General features: G+C 34.2%; 14 protein-coding genes and 1 pseudogene. 6 read left to right on the top strand and 9 right to left on the bottom strand.

What is annotated here, in order from left to right:
* Nucleotides 1-20: 20 nt before the first annotated feature.
* Nucleotides 21-1,025, bottom strand: coding sequence for a DNA polymerase III subunit delta (gene holA, locus ACM55F_RS14860; protein ID WP_416854603.1), 1,005 nt, complete (start codon nt 1,023-1,025; stop codon nt 21-23).
* A 91-nt stretch (nt 1,026-1,116) separates the two neighbouring features.
* On the opposite strand from holA, the gene ACM55F_RS14855 reads away from it, so the two are divergent.
* From ACM55F_RS14855 to ACM55F_RS14845, 3 genes are read left to right on the top strand one after another with little or no spacing between them, the layout of a single operon-like run.
* On the top strand, nt 1,117-1,566 hold the full coding sequence (locus tag ACM55F_RS14855; protein WP_416854602.1) for a type I restriction enzyme HsdR N-terminal domain-containing protein: 450 nt from the start codon (nt 1,117-1,119) through the stop codon (nt 1,564-1,566).
* 13 nt (nt 1,567-1,579) lie between these two features.
* Entirely contained in the window at nt 1,580-2,605 is a 1,026-nt protein-coding gene (locus ACM55F_RS14850) for a glycosyltransferase family 2 protein (protein WP_416854601.1), read from the top strand.
* 27 nt (nt 2,606-2,632) lie between these two features.
* Entirely contained in the window at nt 2,633-3,466 is an 834-nt protein-coding gene (locus ACM55F_RS14845) for an OmpA/MotB family protein (protein WP_416854600.1), read from the top strand.
* A 130-nt stretch (nt 3,467-3,596) separates the two neighbouring features.
* On the opposite strand, the gene ACM55F_RS14840 is transcribed toward ACM55F_RS14845, so the two are convergent.
* The 3 genes from ACM55F_RS14840 to ACM55F_RS14830 all read right to left on the bottom strand — a co-directional run bounded on the left by ACM55F_RS14840 (nt 3,597) and on the right by ACM55F_RS14830 (nt 7,552).
* Nucleotides 3,597-4,217 (bottom strand): L-threonylcarbamoyladenylate synthase, encoded by a 621-nt coding sequence (locus ACM55F_RS14840; protein ID WP_416854599.1) that lies wholly within the window; start codon nt 4,215-4,217, stop codon nt 3,597-3,599.
* A 112-nt stretch (nt 4,218-4,329) separates the two neighbouring features.
* Nucleotides 4,330-6,666: an ATP-dependent helicase gene (locus ACM55F_RS14835; protein ID WP_416854598.1), complete on the bottom strand. Its 2,337-nt coding sequence runs from the start codon at nt 6,664-6,666 to the stop codon at nt 4,330-4,332.
* A 118-nt stretch (nt 6,667-6,784) separates the two neighbouring features.
* The gene (locus ACM55F_RS14830; RefSeq protein WP_416854597.1) at nt 6,785-7,552 is read right to left on the bottom strand and encodes a sulfite exporter TauE/SafE family protein; all 768 of its coding nucleotides are present in this window, start codon (nt 7,550-7,552) and stop codon (nt 6,785-6,787) included.
* A gap of 132 nt (nt 7,553-7,684) precedes the next feature.
* Here ACM55F_RS14830 and ACM55F_RS14825 point away from each other — a divergent pair, with 132 nt between their 5' ends.
* Nucleotides 7,685-8,206 carry a DUF7935 family protein gene (locus ACM55F_RS14825; RefSeq protein WP_416854596.1) on the top strand — a complete coding sequence of 174 codons (522 nt, stop codon included), beginning with the start codon at nt 7,685-7,687 and terminating at the stop codon, nt 8,204-8,206.
* A 172-nt stretch (nt 8,207-8,378) separates the two neighbouring features.
* Here the strand turns inward: ACM55F_RS14825 and ACM55F_RS14820 are convergent, their stop codons facing one another.
* On the bottom strand, nt 8,379-10,442 hold the full coding sequence (locus ACM55F_RS14820; protein ID WP_416854595.1) for a M1 family metallopeptidase: 2,064 nt from the start codon (nt 10,440-10,442) through the stop codon (nt 8,379-8,381).
* Between the two features lie 103 nt (nt 10,443-10,545).
* Here ACM55F_RS14820 and ACM55F_RS14815 point away from each other — a divergent pair.
* Nucleotides 10,546-11,282, top strand: a pseudogene (locus ACM55F_RS14815) (Dph6-related ATP pyrophosphatase).
* 66 nt (nt 11,283-11,348) lie between these two features.
* Here the strand turns inward: ACM55F_RS14815 and ACM55F_RS14810 are convergent.
* The 4 genes from ACM55F_RS14810 to ACM55F_RS14795 all read right to left on the bottom strand — a co-directional run bounded on the left by ACM55F_RS14810 (nt 11,349) and on the right by ACM55F_RS14795 (nt 14,912).
* Nucleotides 11,349-12,830, bottom strand: a complete 1,482-nt coding sequence (locus ACM55F_RS14810) for an aminopeptidase P N-terminal domain-containing protein (protein ID WP_416854594.1) — start codon at nt 12,828-12,830, stop codon at nt 11,349-11,351.
* A 254-nt stretch (nt 12,831-13,084) separates the two neighbouring features.
* A complete protein-coding gene (locus ACM55F_RS14805; RefSeq protein WP_416854593.1) occupies nt 13,085-13,507 on the bottom strand; it encodes a hypothetical protein in 423 nt (140 codons plus the stop codon).
* A 221-nt stretch (nt 13,508-13,728) separates the two neighbouring features.
* Nucleotides 13,729-14,274, bottom strand: coding sequence for a DUF1697 domain-containing protein (locus ACM55F_RS14800; RefSeq protein WP_416854592.1), 546 nt, complete (start codon nt 14,272-14,274; stop codon nt 13,729-13,731).
* A gap of 98 nt (nt 14,275-14,372) precedes the next feature.
* Nucleotides 14,373-14,912, bottom strand: coding sequence for a hypothetical protein (locus ACM55F_RS14795; protein WP_416854591.1), 540 nt, complete (start codon nt 14,910-14,912; stop codon nt 14,373-14,375).
* 304 nt (nt 14,913-15,216) lie between these two features.
* Here ACM55F_RS14795 and recG point away from each other — a divergent pair, with 304 nt between their 5' ends.
* Entirely contained in the window at nt 15,217-17,349 is a 2,133-nt protein-coding gene (gene recG, locus ACM55F_RS14790; RefSeq protein WP_416854589.1) for an ATP-dependent DNA helicase RecG, read from the top strand.
* Nucleotides 17,350-17,438: the final 89 nt, after the last annotated feature.

Genomic DNA, 17,438 nt, shown 5'->3' with positions numbered 1-17,438 from the left:
AATATCGGTAATTTTAGTCGCTAATTAAATATTTTATAGAGCATTTCTCTTAATAAATCAGATTGTGACAACGCATTAGCGCCAACACCTTTACTTTTTACATCAATATCTCTTAAAGCCCCAATAATTTGACTTACTTTTTTCATGGGATAATTCTTCAAAGCCACATCATATTCTTTCAAAAAGAACGGATTTACACCTAATACCGCAGCCACATTTTTAGGATTTCTGTCTTTCAATCCATGGTATTTCAACAATTGAATAAAAAAGCCAAACACCAAACTCGTTGTCACCACCATAGGATTGTCTTTTGGATTTTGGGCAAAATTTTCGGCAATCGTATAGGCTTTTAACTGGTTCCGTTCTCCTAGTGCTTTTCGTAATTCAAATACATTAAAATCTTTACTGAAACCAATATTTTCCTCGATATGTTTAGGAGTTATGGTACTTCCAACAGGCAGGATAATTTGTAGTTTTTCCAGTTCATTGTTTATTTTACTTAAATCCGTTCCAAGAAATTCCACTAGCATGGCATTTGCTTTAGGTTCAATCGAATATTTTTTTCCTGCTAAAACGCGTTTAATCCACTCGCCTACTTGGTTTTCGTACAATTTTTTACTCTCATAAACGACACCATGTTTCGCTAATAGTTTTGTCAATTTTTTACGCTTATCCAAAGTTTTATATTTGTAACAAAAAACCAAAACGGTTGAAGGCATCGGGTTTTCAGCATAACTTTCCAATTTATCAATCGTCCGAATTAAATCCTGTGCTTCTTTTACAATCACAACCTGACGCTCCGCCATCATTGGATAACGCTTGGCGGTCGAAATAATATCTTCTATTGAAACATCTCTTCCATATAAAACGGTTTGATTAAAACCTTTTTCCTCTTCGGATAAGATTTTTTCTTCGATATAATCCGAAAGTTTGTCAATATAATAAGGCTCTTCTCCCATCAAAAAATAGATTGGTTTGATGTTGCCGCTTTTTATATCATTTACAATTTTTATAACCTCGTCCATTTCTTTGTCTTTAAAGTTTGAAGTTTAAAGTTTGTTGCTTCGAATGAAACTTTAAACTTTAAATTTTAAACTTATTTAATACTTTTGCTTCATGCAAAAACTCAATTTTCAACTTTATAATTTTCGTTTCAAAAATAGCGAAAATAAAGTCTCCATTTTTGATGAAATCAGGAAAAAATTTATCATTCTTACTCCTGAAGAATGGGTTCGTCAGCATGTAGTTCAGTTTTTATTGGAAGAAAAAAAATATCCTAAATCATTGATAAATGTAGAGAAAGTTTTAAAAATCAATGGCTTGCGCAAAAGATATGATGTTGTCGTTTTCAACCCTGATGGCTCAATTTTCATTTTAATCGAATGCAAAGCACCCGAAATAAAAATTGCACAAGCGACTTTCGACCAAATTGCCCGTTATAATATGACGATGAAAGCCCAATTTTTGATGGTGACCAATGGATTGAATCATTACTTTTGTCAAATGGATTTTGAAAATGAGAAATATCAGTTTTTACCCGAATTACCAATGTATGAAATCCAATAATCAAATAACCTAAATGAAAATAGCTGTTGTCATACTCAATTGGAACGGAGTACAATTATTAGAACAATTTTTACCTTCGGTTCTGCAATATTCACCCGAAGCTACTGTGTATATTGCCGATAATGCTTCAACAGATGATTCCATTTCATTTGTATTGGCTAATTTCCCTTCTATCAAAATTGTAAAAAATGATAGTAATTTAGGTTTTGCCGGCGGTTATAATGAAGCATTAAAACACATTGATGCCGAAATTTACGCTTTAGTCAATTCCGACATTGAAGTTACCGAAAATTGGCTGCAGCCTATCCTTAAAGCTTTCGAAAACCAACCTGAAACAGCCATTATCCAACCTAAAATATTAGATTTTAAGCGTAAAGAATACTTTGAATATGCCGGTGCTGCAGGAGGTTTTATAGATGAATATGGTTATCCTTATTGTCGAGGGCGCATTTTTGATACTTTAGAAAAAGATAATGGACAATACGATAATAACTGTGAAATATTCTGGGCTTCTGGAGCTTGTTTTTTCATTAGAAGTTCTGTTTATAAGGAACTGAAAGGTTTTGATGCCGATTTTTTTGCTCATCAGGAGGAAATTGATTTATGCTGGCGTGCTTTTAATAAAGGATATAAGATAAAATACACTTCAGAATCAGTTGTTTATCACGTAGGCGGAGCCACTTTACAACAAGGAAATCCAAAGAAAACCTATTTAAATTTTAGAAATTCATTGTTAATGCTTACCAAAAATTTACCCAAAGATAAATTATATTGGATTCTATTTTGCAGAATGGTTTTGGATGCAATTGCAGGATTGCAATTTCTTTTGAAAGGAAAATTCAACCACTTTTTAGCGATAATAAAAGCACATGGTTCTTTTTACAGCCTTTTTTCCGTTCATTATAAAAAAAGGTACAAATTTCAATCGGAAAAATACTATAATGAAAAAAGCATCGTTTATTTATACTTCATCAAAAAAGTCAAAGTATTTAGTGATATATTTGGCAGTGGAATAAATATTAAAAAACTAAATTTGTAATTAACGTCTAATTAAATTAAACATTTTATGAAAAAAATTGTAATTGCCTTATCCGTATTGGCCCTTTTGACATCTTGTGTTTCTAAAAAGAAATACACCGATTTAGAAGCTCGAAATAAAGAAACCCAAGATTTATTAAATAGCTGCACCGTTAAACTAAATTCTTGCTTGGAAGAAAAAGCTGGACTTGCTGCAACTGCTGCAACTTTGAAAGAACAAAATCAAGGTTTAATAAGTGTTTCAAAAGACATGACTATCTTGTCTACAAAAGGTGCTGAAAATATTGAGAAAGCTTTAGAATCTATCAAAGAAAAAGATTTAAAAATCAGCAGAATGCAAGATGCTTTAACTAAAAAAGACAGCGTTACCCTTGCTGTAGTTACTAGTTTGAAAAGCGCTGTAGGAATTTCTGATCCAGATATTGAAATAAATGTTGAAAAAGGAGTTGTATTTATATCTATTGCTGACAAATTATTGTTTAAAACTGGAAGTTATGATGTAACAGACAGAGCAAAAAGTGTTTTAGCTAAAGTAGCTAAAGTGGTAAATGACAAACCGGATTTTGAATGTATGGTTGAAGGTCATACCGATAGCGTTCCTTATAATGGTTCGGGTATATTACTTGACAACTGGGATTTAAGTGTGAAACGTTCTACTTCAATAATTCGTGTATTGACGAATCAATTAGGTGTTAAACCTGAACAATTAATTGCTGCAGGAAGAAGCTCTTATGTTCCTTTAGTTGCTAATGATTCAGCTGAAAACAGAGCTCGCAACAGAAGAACTCGTATCGTTGTATTGCCTAAGATCGATCAGTTTTATGAAATGATTGAAAAAGAAATGAAAAAACAACAAAAATAAAAAAGTATTCAGTGAACAGTAATTAGTGTTCAGTTTACATATAATTAGAAAACGTCTCGAGCAATCGGGACGTTTTTTTTATACAATTTTTTAGGACGATGTTTAACATTATTAATCTGAAATCTGAAATCTACAAAATATCTAAACTTCCTTTTCCTTCTCTGACTACGATAGGTTCATCACCCGACAAATCTATGATGGTAGACCCCATATTATCACCATAACCACCATCGATAACAAGATCAACAAGGTTTTGCCATTTCTCAAAAATGAGTTCTGGATCAGTCGTATATTCAATGACATCATCATCATCATGAATTGAAGTAGAAACAATCGGATTGCCTAATTGACGAACAATTTCTAGCGCAATCGCATTATCGGGAACCCGAATTCCGACTGTCGTTTTCTTTTTGAATTCTTTAGGCAAGTTATTATTTCCCGGTAAAATAAAAGTATATGGCCCCGGCAGAGCTCTTTTTAAGAGTTTAAAAGTAGCTGTATCAATTTGCTTCACATAATCGGACAAATTACTCAAATCGTGACAAACAAAAGAGAAATTAGCTTTCTCTAGCTTAATTCCTTTTATCTTGGCGATACGTTCAAGTGCTTTGGTATTGGTAATATCACATCCCAATCCGTAAACGGTATCTGTTGGATAAATTACCAAACCTCCTTCTTTTAAAACCTTAACGACTTTCGCAATTGCCGCTTCGTTTGGTTTGTCTTCGTATATTTTTATAAATTGAGCCATGAGATTGAAGATTTTTGATTAACGATTTTTGATTTCCTGATTTAAATTTTTAGACATCTAGTTTTAGTTTACTCCAACTATCACTGAATACTGAAAAACTGACGACTGAATACTATCCTATAATATCCAATTTTGCAAAACGCAATAATAATTTCTTAATTCCGCCCACTTCAAATTTGATTTCGGCTTTTTTATCAGCTCCTACTCCTTCTAAGTTGACAACTTGTCCTTTTCCAAAGCGCTCGTGCATAACCACATTTCCTGCAACCAGTTTGTTATCAAATAAATTGGCGCTTCCTGACGAAGAATTACCTGCAGACACTGGTTTTAGTTTCCGAATATTTATATCCGATTTAGGTTCGTTATCAGTAATGGATTTTGGTGGGGTCCCCCCTATTGGTTTTGCCAAACGTAATTTGGATTTATCCACATCTCCAAAAATATCACTGTCAATCATAGGTTTATAACGATAATTGGATTCCGCCGGTGTCAAATATTCCAAATATTGACTGTCGATTTCTTCAATAAAACGAGAAGGTTCGCTATCCGTTAATTTCCCCCAGCGATATCTGGATTGTGCGTACGTCAAATAGGCTTGATGTTCTGCACGTGTCAAAGCCACATAAAATAAGCGACGTTCTTCCTCGAGTTCACTTCTCGTACTCATACTCATCGCACTCGGAAACAAATCTTCTTCCATTCCCACCACGAAAACATGAGGAAATTCCAATCCTTTAGCTAAGTGAATCGTCATTAATGCCACGCGGTCTTCATCACTGGTATCTTTATCTAAATCCGTTGCCAAAGCCACATCTTCCATAAACTCAGATAAAGCACCTCGGGCGCCATCAACTTCTTTTTGCCCCTCGGTGAAATCCTTGATACCGTTTAATAATTCTTCAATATTTTGGATTTTAGCCATTCCTTCCGGAGTGGCATCTTTCTTTAATTCTTGAACCAATCCCGTTTTCTTGGCAACATGATCTGCAAGATAAAAAGCATCCTGATTTTCATTTATGGCTTGAAAACTTTGAATCATAGTGACAAAATCAAGTAGTTTTTGTTTCGTTCCCGAATTCAGTTTTAAGTCAATTCGCTCAATATTTTGCATTACTTCAAAAATGGAACGCTTATAATGATTGGCGGCAATGGTTAATTTCTCGATAGTAGTATTCCCAATTCCACGAGCCGGATAATTGATTACTCGTATTAGTGCTTCCTCATCTTTTGGATTAATGACTAATCTTAAATAACACAATACATCCTTCACTTCTTTTCTTTGATAAAAAGACAGTCCTCCATAAATTCGGTACGGAATATCTCTTTTTCTCAACGCATCTTCCATAGCACGAGATTGTGCATTGGTACGATACAAAATGGCAAAAGCACCATTAGGTAACTGGTTTTGCATTTTTTGCTCCCAAATGGTACTTGCTACAAATCGGCCTTCCTCATTATCTGTTAAACTGCGATGCACTTTTATTTTTGGACCAAAATCATTGGCTGTCCAAACTATTTTATCAAGCTTGACTTTATTTTTATCGATGATCGTATTTGCCGCTTCCACAATATTTTTTGTCGAACGGTAATTCTGTTCCAATCGAAAGGTTTTAACGCCTTCATAATCTTTCTGGAAATTCAGGATGTTATTGATGTTTGCCCCACGAAAAGCATAAATACTTTGTGCATCATCACCTACCACACAGATATTCTGAAACTTATCAGACAACGCTCTAACAATCAAATATTGGGAGTGATTCGTATCTTGGTACTCATCCACCAATATGTAACGGAAGCGGTTTTGATATTTCGCTAAAACTTCAGGAAAACGAGTTAATAATTCATTGGTTTTTAAAAGCAAATCATCAAAATCCATGGCTCCAGCTTTGAAACATCGGTCTACATAATTTTGATAAATTTCCCCCATTCGAGGTTTTTTAGACATCGCATCGGCTTCTTGTAAATCAGGATCGTTGAAATAGGCTTTTACCGTAATCAAACTGTTTTTGAAATTGGAAATCCTGCTTAAAACCTGTTTAGGCTTGTACACATCTCTGTCCAATTGCATTTCTTTAATTATTCCAGAAATGGCACGAAGTGAATCTTGGGAATCATATATGGTGAAATTAGAAGGATAACCTAAATGTTCTGCTTCAGAACGAAGAATTCGAGCAAAAACCGAGTGAAAGGTTCCCATCCAAAGATTTTTAGCCTCGCCAGCACCTACAATATCTGAGATACGTTTTTTCATTTCTCTTGCTGCTTTGTTGGTAAAAGTCAACGACAAAATGCTAAATGCATCGACTCCCTGATTCATCAAATAAGCAATTCTAATAGTCAACACCCGCGTTTTACCGGAACCTGCACCTGCAATAATTATCATAGGACCGTCTTTTTGGAGAACGGGTTCGCGTTGGGCTTCATTAAGTTGATCGATATATTTGTGCATGGAAATTTTTATATTATTGTATGCAAAAATAGCGATTTTGAATGAGGTTTTAAGCACCAAAAAACAACAATTGACTAATTCATTATTCCATTAATTTTAATAAGACATTCTGTATTTATTATTTGAAAAACACATCGTAGGCAAATCGGATTAAAGTTCCGATTACAACAACTAAAAAGAAAATCCGAATAAAACTATTTCCTTTATTGATCGCTAATTTTGCTCCAATCCATCCGCCGAGAGCATTACTTACAGCCATTGGTATTGCTATTGCCCAAATAATTTTGCCTTTTAAAATAAAGAGACAAATAGAACCAAAGTTAGTTGACAGATTCACCATTTTAGCATTTGCAGAAGCATGCAAAAAATCAAATCCCATGATAGCAATAAAAGCGACTACTAAAAAACTTCCGGTTCCTGGACCTATAAATCCGTCATACATACCAACAATAAAACTGATTCCAATGGCATTTAGGATTTGCGTTTTAGGAGAGTGATTCTTTTCAATATGCTGTCCAAAATTTTTCTTGGCATACGTGTAAACAACTAAAAATGATAAGACAACCAGTAATAATGGTTTCATGAAATCGTTACTCACGTACGTCAATAATGTCGAACCCAAAAATGCTGAAGGAAAAGCCAAAAGCATCATAATTCCTAGCAATTTCCAGTTCATATCAACCTTTTTGAGATACTGATAGGCTGCAAAAGAAGTTCCGCTAAAAGCAGGAACTTTTAGTGTTCCTATTACTGTTGAAACCGGTAAATTAGGCAATAAAATTAACCCCATAGGTGTTTGTATCAGTCCGCCGCCGCCAACAATAGCATCTATAAATCCTGCGGCAAAAGCGGCTAAACAAAGTAAAACCAACACGTACGTTTCCATTCTAATAATCTATTTAAACATTTTGGGTAATAAATCGTAAAAATACTATTCGGATTGATTTATTGCTAATAAAATCAAGTTGATTTATAATCAAAAAAGTATATTTTTGCTTCTATAAATCTTAAAATAAAAATGGAATCAATACCAATTATAGAATTACTAAGTTATACTTTACCAGCAGTTGTTACAGGGGTTGTGGCCTATTATTTTTTTGATCTCCATACTAAAAATGAAGAAGGAAGGCGCCGTTATTTATTGCACAAAGAAGCACAAAAAAACGCTTTACCTTTGCGTTTACAAGCATTTGAACGCATGGCATTGTATATGGAACGTATCAATCCTACTAAGTTATTAATTCGTATTGCTCCTCTTTCACAGGATAAAAATGATTATGAAAATCTTATAATTGCACAAATCGAACAGGAATTCGAACATAATTTGACACAACAAATATACATGTCGGATGAATGTTGGACTATTATAGTAACTGCTAAAAATGCTACTATTCAAATGATTCGAAAAGCAAATAGGAGTGATCGTGTCGATAGCTCCGATAAATTGCGTGAAGTACTTCTAAATGATTTGATGGAAAAACAATCTCCAAGTAATGCGGCCTTGGCTTATATTAAAAATGAAGTGGGACAATTGTGGTAGAATATTGATACCATCCGTTTTGTTTTACTCCAACAAAATTTAATAATAAAACAATTTCTTAAATAAACTTGTATTCCTTACATGGCTATAAATACTAACCATGTAAGGAATATAAGTTCATTTAAGTTTAAAAAAAGACTAGATGAATTATGTTTGTAATTGACATAAATTGCTATTCTTTTAATAATCGGTTCAATTGAAACTGTTCAGCTTCATTTAAATTTAGCAAAATTCCTTCCAAAGAAACTCTCATTTCCGGGTTTTTCAATAATTTTCTAATGTTATCCCTTCCGAATTTCGAGAATTGCCACATGTGATGTGTGGTTGAATTTACCAAATTCCCCAAAACAACATCATTTATTATTTTGAAAGCAAGCAATTTCTCCAAAGCATTTTGCCTTGTATTCGCTTCGTAATTAATTGACGAATAATTTATTAATTCGTTTACCAATGCTACTTTATCTATAGCATAATTTGACGTTGATAAAGCAAGTGTCAACCACAACGTTCTTAAATTATAATCACTAAAACCGATCCAAGTTTTTGATTTATCTAAATATTGAATACGTTGCTCCGGAAAATTATTCCATAAATTATATAATGCTATTTCTTGTGTTTGATACGATTTATCATCCAATAAAGTTTTATATTGCACTCTAAAACTCTCGGGAATTTCATTTAGTGATGCTGCAACAGCTTGACGAACGTGTATGTTTTTGGTTTCCAAAGCCAATCTTAAAAGTGTGGCTTTGTCTTCAAATTTTTCTGGTTTCAATTGATTGACGATTGCTTCTTTAACCGTAAAATAAACATCAGATTGCAGTGTTTTCACAAAAAAAACTTCTTTCTCTGACAACGGTTTATTCTTTAATTTCTCCACTTCAAACAACATCTGAATTAATTTATTTTTAAGTAATAAACTATTGGCTTGTTGTGTATTAAAAACAGTTGTTTCAAGCCATACTTTGCTAAAACTATTCAAATCATAATCAGATACTTTATTGATTTCAGTAAAGAAATCGGGTGTACTTACCGTTTGAAACGCATGCTTTTTTAAATAGTTTTTTACCGCTTTTTTAAACGCCTTATCGCCTATTTCTTCGTGCAAAACAAAAAGTGCCCAAGCGCCTTTTTGATAAAAAGTCAACGAACTGGCTTTGGCATTCAAAACGGGAATAGTATCCGTTCGGGAAGCAAATTTCAGTTGTTGCCCCGATTCATATAATTTCGAATAAAAATAATCTTCACCATAGATTTCCTTTTCGGCTAACAACGCATAATAAGTCGCAAAACCTTCCTGCAACCAATGGTGTTTTCCGCTTTCGGCAGTGACTAAATTTCCAAACCACTGATGGGCTAATTCATGCGCATTGACATTCGTGTAACTTCTATCCTCAAAACCTGTAGAATCCACCACATAACGCGTATTGAAAAGCGTTGCTGATGTATTTTCCATACCGGCATACAAGAAATCCCGAACGGGAGCTTGTTTGTATATTTCCCAAGGATACTTCACTCCTATTTCTTTTTCTAAAAAATCAAACATCCTTTTTGAGTTCCGATACGTTGGTTCAAATTTAGTTGCGTCTTTTGGTTCCAAATACATTTCTAAAGGAATTCCAGATTTTGATTTTTGTGTTTGCTTTTCAAATTTACCAATGGCAAGCATCAATAAATAAGAACTCATTGGTTTTTGCATTTGGTATTGCCAAACCGAAAGTCCATCAAGTCCTGACTTAAATTTTAAAGTTCCATTAGAAATTACCTGATAGTCTTTATTAAATACAATATTTAAATTGAAAACCACTTTTTCATTGACATCGTCAAAACTCGGGAACCAATGACTGGTATATTTTCCTTGTCCCTGCGTCCAAATTTGTACGTTATCATTTGCTTCTGAACCAACGAAATACATAGTTTGCTTTGGCTTTGCCGAATAATGAAAAGTCAGGTTATTTTTTCCTTTTGTAAACGGAAATATGATTTGTAATTGTTTCTGCGTATTCAGATAATTAATCGGTTTTCCGTTCAATTTCAAATCAGAAAATTCCATGTTTTGAGCATCAATTTTAATGGTGTCAATGGATTTTAAAACGTCAAAATCATAATCAATATCCCCTGAAACAGTCTTTTCAATTGGATTTATGGCAATTTTACCCAGAACCGATTTAAAATCAACAAATTGGGTTTGTTGGGCAAATGTGAACGTGGAAATAAAAAAGAATAGGTATTTCATTATTATGGCATTTAATGCTGCGATTTCCAAAGTTACAAAGGTTTCCCAAACTAATCCGACTAATTTTGTAAGTTTACCTCCAGAAAATCAGAAGAAAATTACATTGAAAAAGAAAGCCTTATTTAATTGGAGCAGCGGAAAAGATTCTGCGATTGCCTTATATAAAACCTTACAAAATCCCGAAATTGAAATTACCTGTTTGCTAACCAGCGTAAACCAACAGTATCAGCGTATTTCGATGCATGGCGTACGGGTGGAATTATTAGAACAACAAGCCGAAAGGATTGGCTTGCCGCTTGAAATCATGCAAATTCCAGAAATGCCCACGATGGAAGTCTATGAAAAAGTCATGGAGGAAACATTGTCCAAATTAAAAGACCAGGTGTTACCCATTCTATTTTTGGGGATATCTTTCTGGAAGATTTACGTAAATACCGCGAAGACAAATTAGCCGAAATAGGTTTCGAAGGTGTTTTTCCGCTTTGGAAAATACCAACCCAGGAACTTATTCAGGAATTCCTAATTTTAGGTTTTAAAACGATTGTGGTTTGTGTCAACGAACGATTTTTGGATAAAAGCTTCGTGGGTCGTGTTATCGATCAAAGTTTCATTAATGATTTACCAGAAAATGTAGATGTTTGTGGCGAAAACGGCGAATTCCATACGTTCACTTTTGATGGTCCAATTTTCTCGAAACCAATTGATTTTGAAATTGGAGAAATCGTGTACCGAAAATACGAAAAACCAGAAAATGAAGATTCTTCAGATACCGCCTGTGACACCAGCGCTTCTGATGCTTTTGATTTTGGATTTTGGTATTGTGATTTAGTAACCAAATAATGTAAATGAAAAACTCCGAAGCCAGAAGACAACGGAGTTTTATTTTTTATAAATCGTAATGGATAACTAATCTAATTTTGGTAAAGTAAAACCATCCAAAACGCTTTTTTCAGTCATAAGGGCTTCAATTTCATTTGATTTTCTTGGTGCTTCTCCAGATAAATTTACTGGACCATTAGCCGTTATTAAAATATCATCTTCAATTCGTACGGCAATTCCCCACCATTTTTTATCACAATCGCTCCCATTGGGAATATAAATTCCCGGTTCTACTGTAACAACCATATCGGCTTCAAAATTGTTGTATAAACCCGGATCATGAACATCTAATCCGATATGATGTGAAGTTCCGTGCGGAAAATATTTTCGGGATTCTTGTTCCGTTTTTGTAATCCCCAGTTTTACCAAACCTTCGCTGATAACCTTTCGTGCAGCAGTATCCGGAGCACCAAAGCCATTTCCTATTTTAGCAGTGGCAATACCCGCTTCTTGAGCTTCATATACTAAATCATAGATTAACTTTTGCTCTGGGGAAAATTTTCCATTAGCAGGAATAGTCCGAGTTACATCGGCAGTATAGCCATGATATTCAGCACCTAAATCCATTAAAACCAAATCATTTTCGACTTTCATTTTGCTGTTTTCAATATAATGCAAAACGCAGCCGTTGTTCCCAGCACCCACTATTGAAGGATAACCTTCATATTCACTGCCGTACTTTTTATAAACAAATTCATGAATACCTTGTATTTCAGTTTCAGACATTCCGGGATGCATCGCTTTCATGATTTCACGTTGCCCCATTGCCGAAATTCGAACCGCTTTAGTCAATAAAACCATTTCTTCTTTGGATTTTATCTCACGTAAGCTGGCCATATAGGTCAAAATTGATTTGGTATCGATAGTCACCTTTTTTGAAGTGATGCTTTTTTTAAGATTAATTTCATTTTGCACATTTGAATCTGTTTGTGTCTTCAATTTTTCGTTGTAACCAATTTGGGATTTAAAAGCTCCAATTAATTTATATAAATCGGCTTTTTCATTTTTAGAATTTCGGGTGTCCTCTTCAAATTGCTTAAACAGCACATTGCTAAAACTTGCATAATCTATCCCTGAGTTGAGAAACTCTTTTCCATTCAATGCAAGCTCAAAACCTAAATCCTTTTTAGCGCCTTCCGTTCCCAAACGAATTCCGGTCCATTGCTCCGCTCTAGGATTTTTTTCCTGAACGTAAAGCAGCTCATTAAATGATTTTCCGTCTTTAGTTTGATTATCAGAAAATATAACCAGAACAGAATTTGGTTCTTTATACCCTGTCAAGTAATAAAAATCAGGATCTTGATGGTACACATAATCCACATCATTCGCTCGGTTCCGAATGGGATTACCAAAAAATACCGCCACACTATTCTTAGGCATTTTAGCCCGTAACGCTTCTCTTCGTTCTTTATGAAATTGAGCCGACAAATAATCGTTTGGGTTTCCATTTTGAGCAGTCAAAAAACAAACAAAAAATACTGTGAGGATAAAAGAAAGTTTAAAAGTCATCTATTTATAGATTAGGGATTTAAATGCTATACGCAACAATTCGGTATCATTAATTAGGAGTAAATATAAATAATTTTGTGTTTATAATCCAATTTTTTCATTGTATAGGATTGTTTAGGATTTTAGTATCAAAAATAGAAAAAGAGCACACAAAAGTTTTCAACTTCGGAGTACTCTATTTAAAAAAGTGCTACATAATTCTAAAATTAACCCTAACCAAATCTTATAAAAAATGTAATAACAGGCACTATAATTTACTTTTTGTATTCTAATCCTGGACCATCACAGTTTTTCCAAGTACTTGACAAGGTGTTGTTCTCTGTAATATAAAGTTCTTCTTTTTGATTTCCGTAACAGCTTCCTATAATCTCGCTATCATTAGGATATGTTAATTCAAAATAAAATCCTTCTATATGATTTGTAGTCGTGTAGGTTCCAGAAATTGTTGTTTTAATCCCATTTCGTTCTCTGGATTTGGTAAATGTCCCGTTAGAGTTGAACAAATAAAATTCTTGCCATTCCATAGCTGAACCCGTAGTTTCTGAATCAACCATAGAACCAGACATTTTAATCAAAGTCCATTTTCCCTGATAATCAGCACTGTCAGTTGCTACAGTGTCTTTTGAGCAGGAATTAAAAATAGAAAAGAAAGCAACCAGAATAGTAAGATATTTCATTTTTCAGTTTTTACAGCTATTATGTAGATGATACATCACACAAAAGGTTGCGTCAAATTATAATTATTTTTTTCTAAAGTGAAAAAAGTTAAAAATAGATTCTGAAACATCTTTGTTTTGGCTCTAAAAAAATACCGCTAATTCGCAAATTTTAAATGGATCACAGCATTTATAATTAGCAAATTAGCGGTTAAAACAGACTTATTAAAGTCTTTATTATGTTATCTTTCCTCGTAGAGTTTCAGTAGCTGTGTCACCGTATTCCAATTGCGGATTGTTGCGGTAACATTCAGTTTTTTCTCGATGTATTTTTGATCAAATCTAGTTTTTCCAGCTCCAACAGCGTATTTAATAAAAATTCTACTGGCATCAATACTGGCTTCATCAGGCTTGAATTGACTAATTTTCAAATCATTGATACTGGTACTTTGCAAGGTCGTAGAAATAAACGCCACGTATAATTTTTTGATATCAATGTCTTTTTCCTTCAAAAAAGGATTATTCTTGAAACACGCTTCCAAGTCTTCTTTGGCAATTACCACAATAGGCACTTCATGACCAAAAACCTTAAAAATTTCCTGCTTGATTAGAAAACCAACTTTCGCAGGACTTTCTTCCTCCGTATCCACAAAAACATTTCCCGATTGAATATACGTTTGCACATTTTGAAAACCAATGGCTTCCAAAGTTATTTTTAGCGCCTCCATTTTTATCATGTTGTGACCGGAAACATTAATGCCGCGAAGCAATGCGAGATGAGTTGTCATTATTTAAACTTTTTTATTTTTGCAAAGGTATTGGGTTTAGAGGGAATTTTTATTGTTAAACATAACTTGAAGCAAGAAAAAAGTATATCAATCAAGATTTAGTTATTTTCTTTAACCGCAATAATCATATTATGTACAAAATAATAAAGTGATATTGCTAAAATCCAAATGCTTAAAATAACAGATGATTTTTGTGTGAAATTTAATGTTGAAAAATCTATAATAAATTTCTTAATCCATATAAACTCAAGAATAAAAGGAACTAATACAAGACCACTTATCGGAATAATTAGAATAGCTCCAAAACATCCAAATTTTGATTTCCCTTTATAACTTAAATTTCCAAGTTCTCCATAAATAGAAAAGGGAAGAATTGTTCTTGTAAAATCGTCCATATATAAAGGATCATCTTGTGCTGAATCATTAAAGTTGAAAAAATCTCTAGTAAATACTTTAATTATTTTATGCAATTCTGCTTTATGAGCACTTATTAGAATATATCTAAATATCAAAAAAGCAAAGACTAACGGAATAAAAACCTTTATAGAATTTATATCTTTAATAGATAAAGGACCAATTTGTACACTTTCTGTTTGCGAAATGTCCGCCATATAAAAAAGTAAAATTAAAATTAGCATTATAAGAGCTATTAGATTATTTTCTTTCTCAATGTCTTTGCATTTTGCCAATAAAGTTGATAAATAAATATTTAATTTATCATCAGTATTATTTCTGTTATTTCAACGTTTTTCATAATTTTATTGTAAGTATAATAACCCAATGCAAATTTCAAATATACAAATTTTCCTACTCGATTTCCAAGCATTCCCATTTCCAAATTTCCAAACAAAAAACTATCTTCGCTCCATCAAATTAAAAATCTGTTTTAATCTGCGTTTTTGCTTTTGCAAATCCGTTTTATCTGTGTTCAAAAAAATCTAAATGCAAAACCTCCTACTAACTCCCATCGAATACCTCAAAGGCGTTGGTCCCAATCGGGGCGAATTGTTGCGTAAGGAATTGGGAATTTATAAGTACGTGGATTTGGTTAATTTTTTTCCAAACAGATACATTGACCGAACGCGATATTACAAGATTAACGAACTTCAAAATAATATTGCCGAGGTTCAGATTATCGGTAAAATCATCAATATCAAAACCGTTGAATTTGGCAGAAACCAAAAGCGATTGGTCGCTACTTTTGTCGATGATACGGGCCAAATGGAACTCGTTTGGTTTCAAGGTCACAAATGGATTCGGGAAAGTTTAAAGCTCAATGAAATCTGTGTAATTTTCGGGAAATGCACTTCTTTTGGGAACGCTTTCAACATGGCACATCCAGAAATTGAATTGATGAGCGAGCATGAAAAAAGTCTGCGTTCGGCTATGCAACCCGTTTATCCTTCGACAGAAACCTTGACCAATCGTGGGATTTCAAACCGAGTGATTAATAAACTGATGCAACAATTGTTTCTGGAAACTCAAGCATTGTTCACAGAAACCTTACCAGATTATTTAATCAACGAACTGAAACTGATTCCTAAAAAAGCGGCTTTATTCAACATTCATTTTCCAAAAAGCACCGAAGTTTTGGCGAAAGCCAAATTCCGATTAATCTTCGAGGAATTGTTCTTTATCCAATTACAATTAATCACGAAGAACCTGATTCGGAAACATAAAATAAAAGGGCACCCGTTTACAACCGTAGGCGAATATTTCAATGATTTTTATCAGAATCATTTGCCTTTTCAATTGACGAATGCCCAAAAAAGAGTCATCAAGGAAATACGCACTGACATGGGCAGCAACGCCCAAATGAACCGTTTGCTGCAAGGCGACGTAGGCTCCGGGAAAACCATTGTGGCTTTTATGAGCATGCTTTTGGCACTTGATAATGGTTTTCAAGCGTGCTTGATGGCGCCCACGGAAATCTTGGCAAACCAGCATTTTATTGGTTTATCTGAATTGGCAGAAACTCTAAATATAAATATTAGAATCTTAACGGGTTCCACCAAAATAGCGCAACGCAGAATTATCCATGAAGAACTGGAAAACGGTATGTTACACATTCTTATCGGAACGCATGCATTACTGGAAGACAAAGTAAAATTTAAGAATTTGGGCTTAGCCGTGATTGATGAACAACACCGTTTTGGCGTAGAACAACGCTCTAAATTGTGGCGAAAATCCACCCCTGACCCCTCCAAGGGAGGGGAAATAATTCCGCCACACGTTTTGGTGATGACCGCCACGCCTATTCCCCGAACTTTGGCGATGAGTTTGTATGGCGATTTAGACATTTCAGTGATTGATGAATTACCTCCGGGACGAAAACCGATTCAAACCGTACACCGTTTTGACAGTAACCGATTAAAGGTTTGGAAATTCCTTCGGGACGAAATCGCTTTGGGAAGGCAAATCTATATTGTGTATCCGCTGATTCAGGAATCGGAGAAAATGGATTTCAAGGATTTGATGGACGGTTACGAAAGTATTTCCCGAGATTTTCCATTGCCGCAATATTCGATTTCCATTCTACACGGAAAGATGAAGCCGGCGGATAAAGATGCCGAAATGAAACGCTTTTCGGAAGGAAAAACCAATATTATGGTAGCCACAACCGTAATTGAAGTTGGCGTGAATGTTCCTAACGCCAGTGTGATGATTATCGAAAGTGCGGAACGTTTTGGATTGTCGCAACTGCATCAGCTTCGCGGTCGCGTGGGTCGTGGTGCGGAGCAAAGTTATTGTATACTGATGACGAGTCATAAATTGAGTTCCGACAGCAAAACCCGAATGGAAACTATGGTACAAACGAACGATGGTTTCGAAATTGCCGAAGTCGACTTAAAGCTTCGTGGTCCCGGAGATTTAATGGGAACCCAACAAAGCGGGGTTTTAAATCTTCAAATTGCCGATTTGGTTCGGGACAGAGATACTTTGGCTTTAGCCAGAAATTATGCTTTGAAATTACTTAAGGAAGATGCTGGAATGCAAAAACCCGAACATGCTGCTTTGAGAGCTGTTTTTATCGAAATGACCAAAAAGAAAAACATTTGGAATTATATTAGTTAAATCAATATTTACCTTACGTTCTTTAAAGCATATAAGAAATATAAGTTCATTTAAGAAATTGGAGCATTATAATGTCAACAACTATTTGC

Source organism: Flavobacterium melibiosi, from assembly GCF_048158545.1.
Taxonomy (GTDB): Bacteria; Bacteroidota; Bacteroidia; order Flavobacteriales; family Flavobacteriaceae; genus Flavobacterium; species Flavobacterium melibiosi.
The sequence above is the reverse complement of the archived record's forward strand: the minus strand, read 5'-3'. Positions and strand labels throughout refer to the sequence as shown.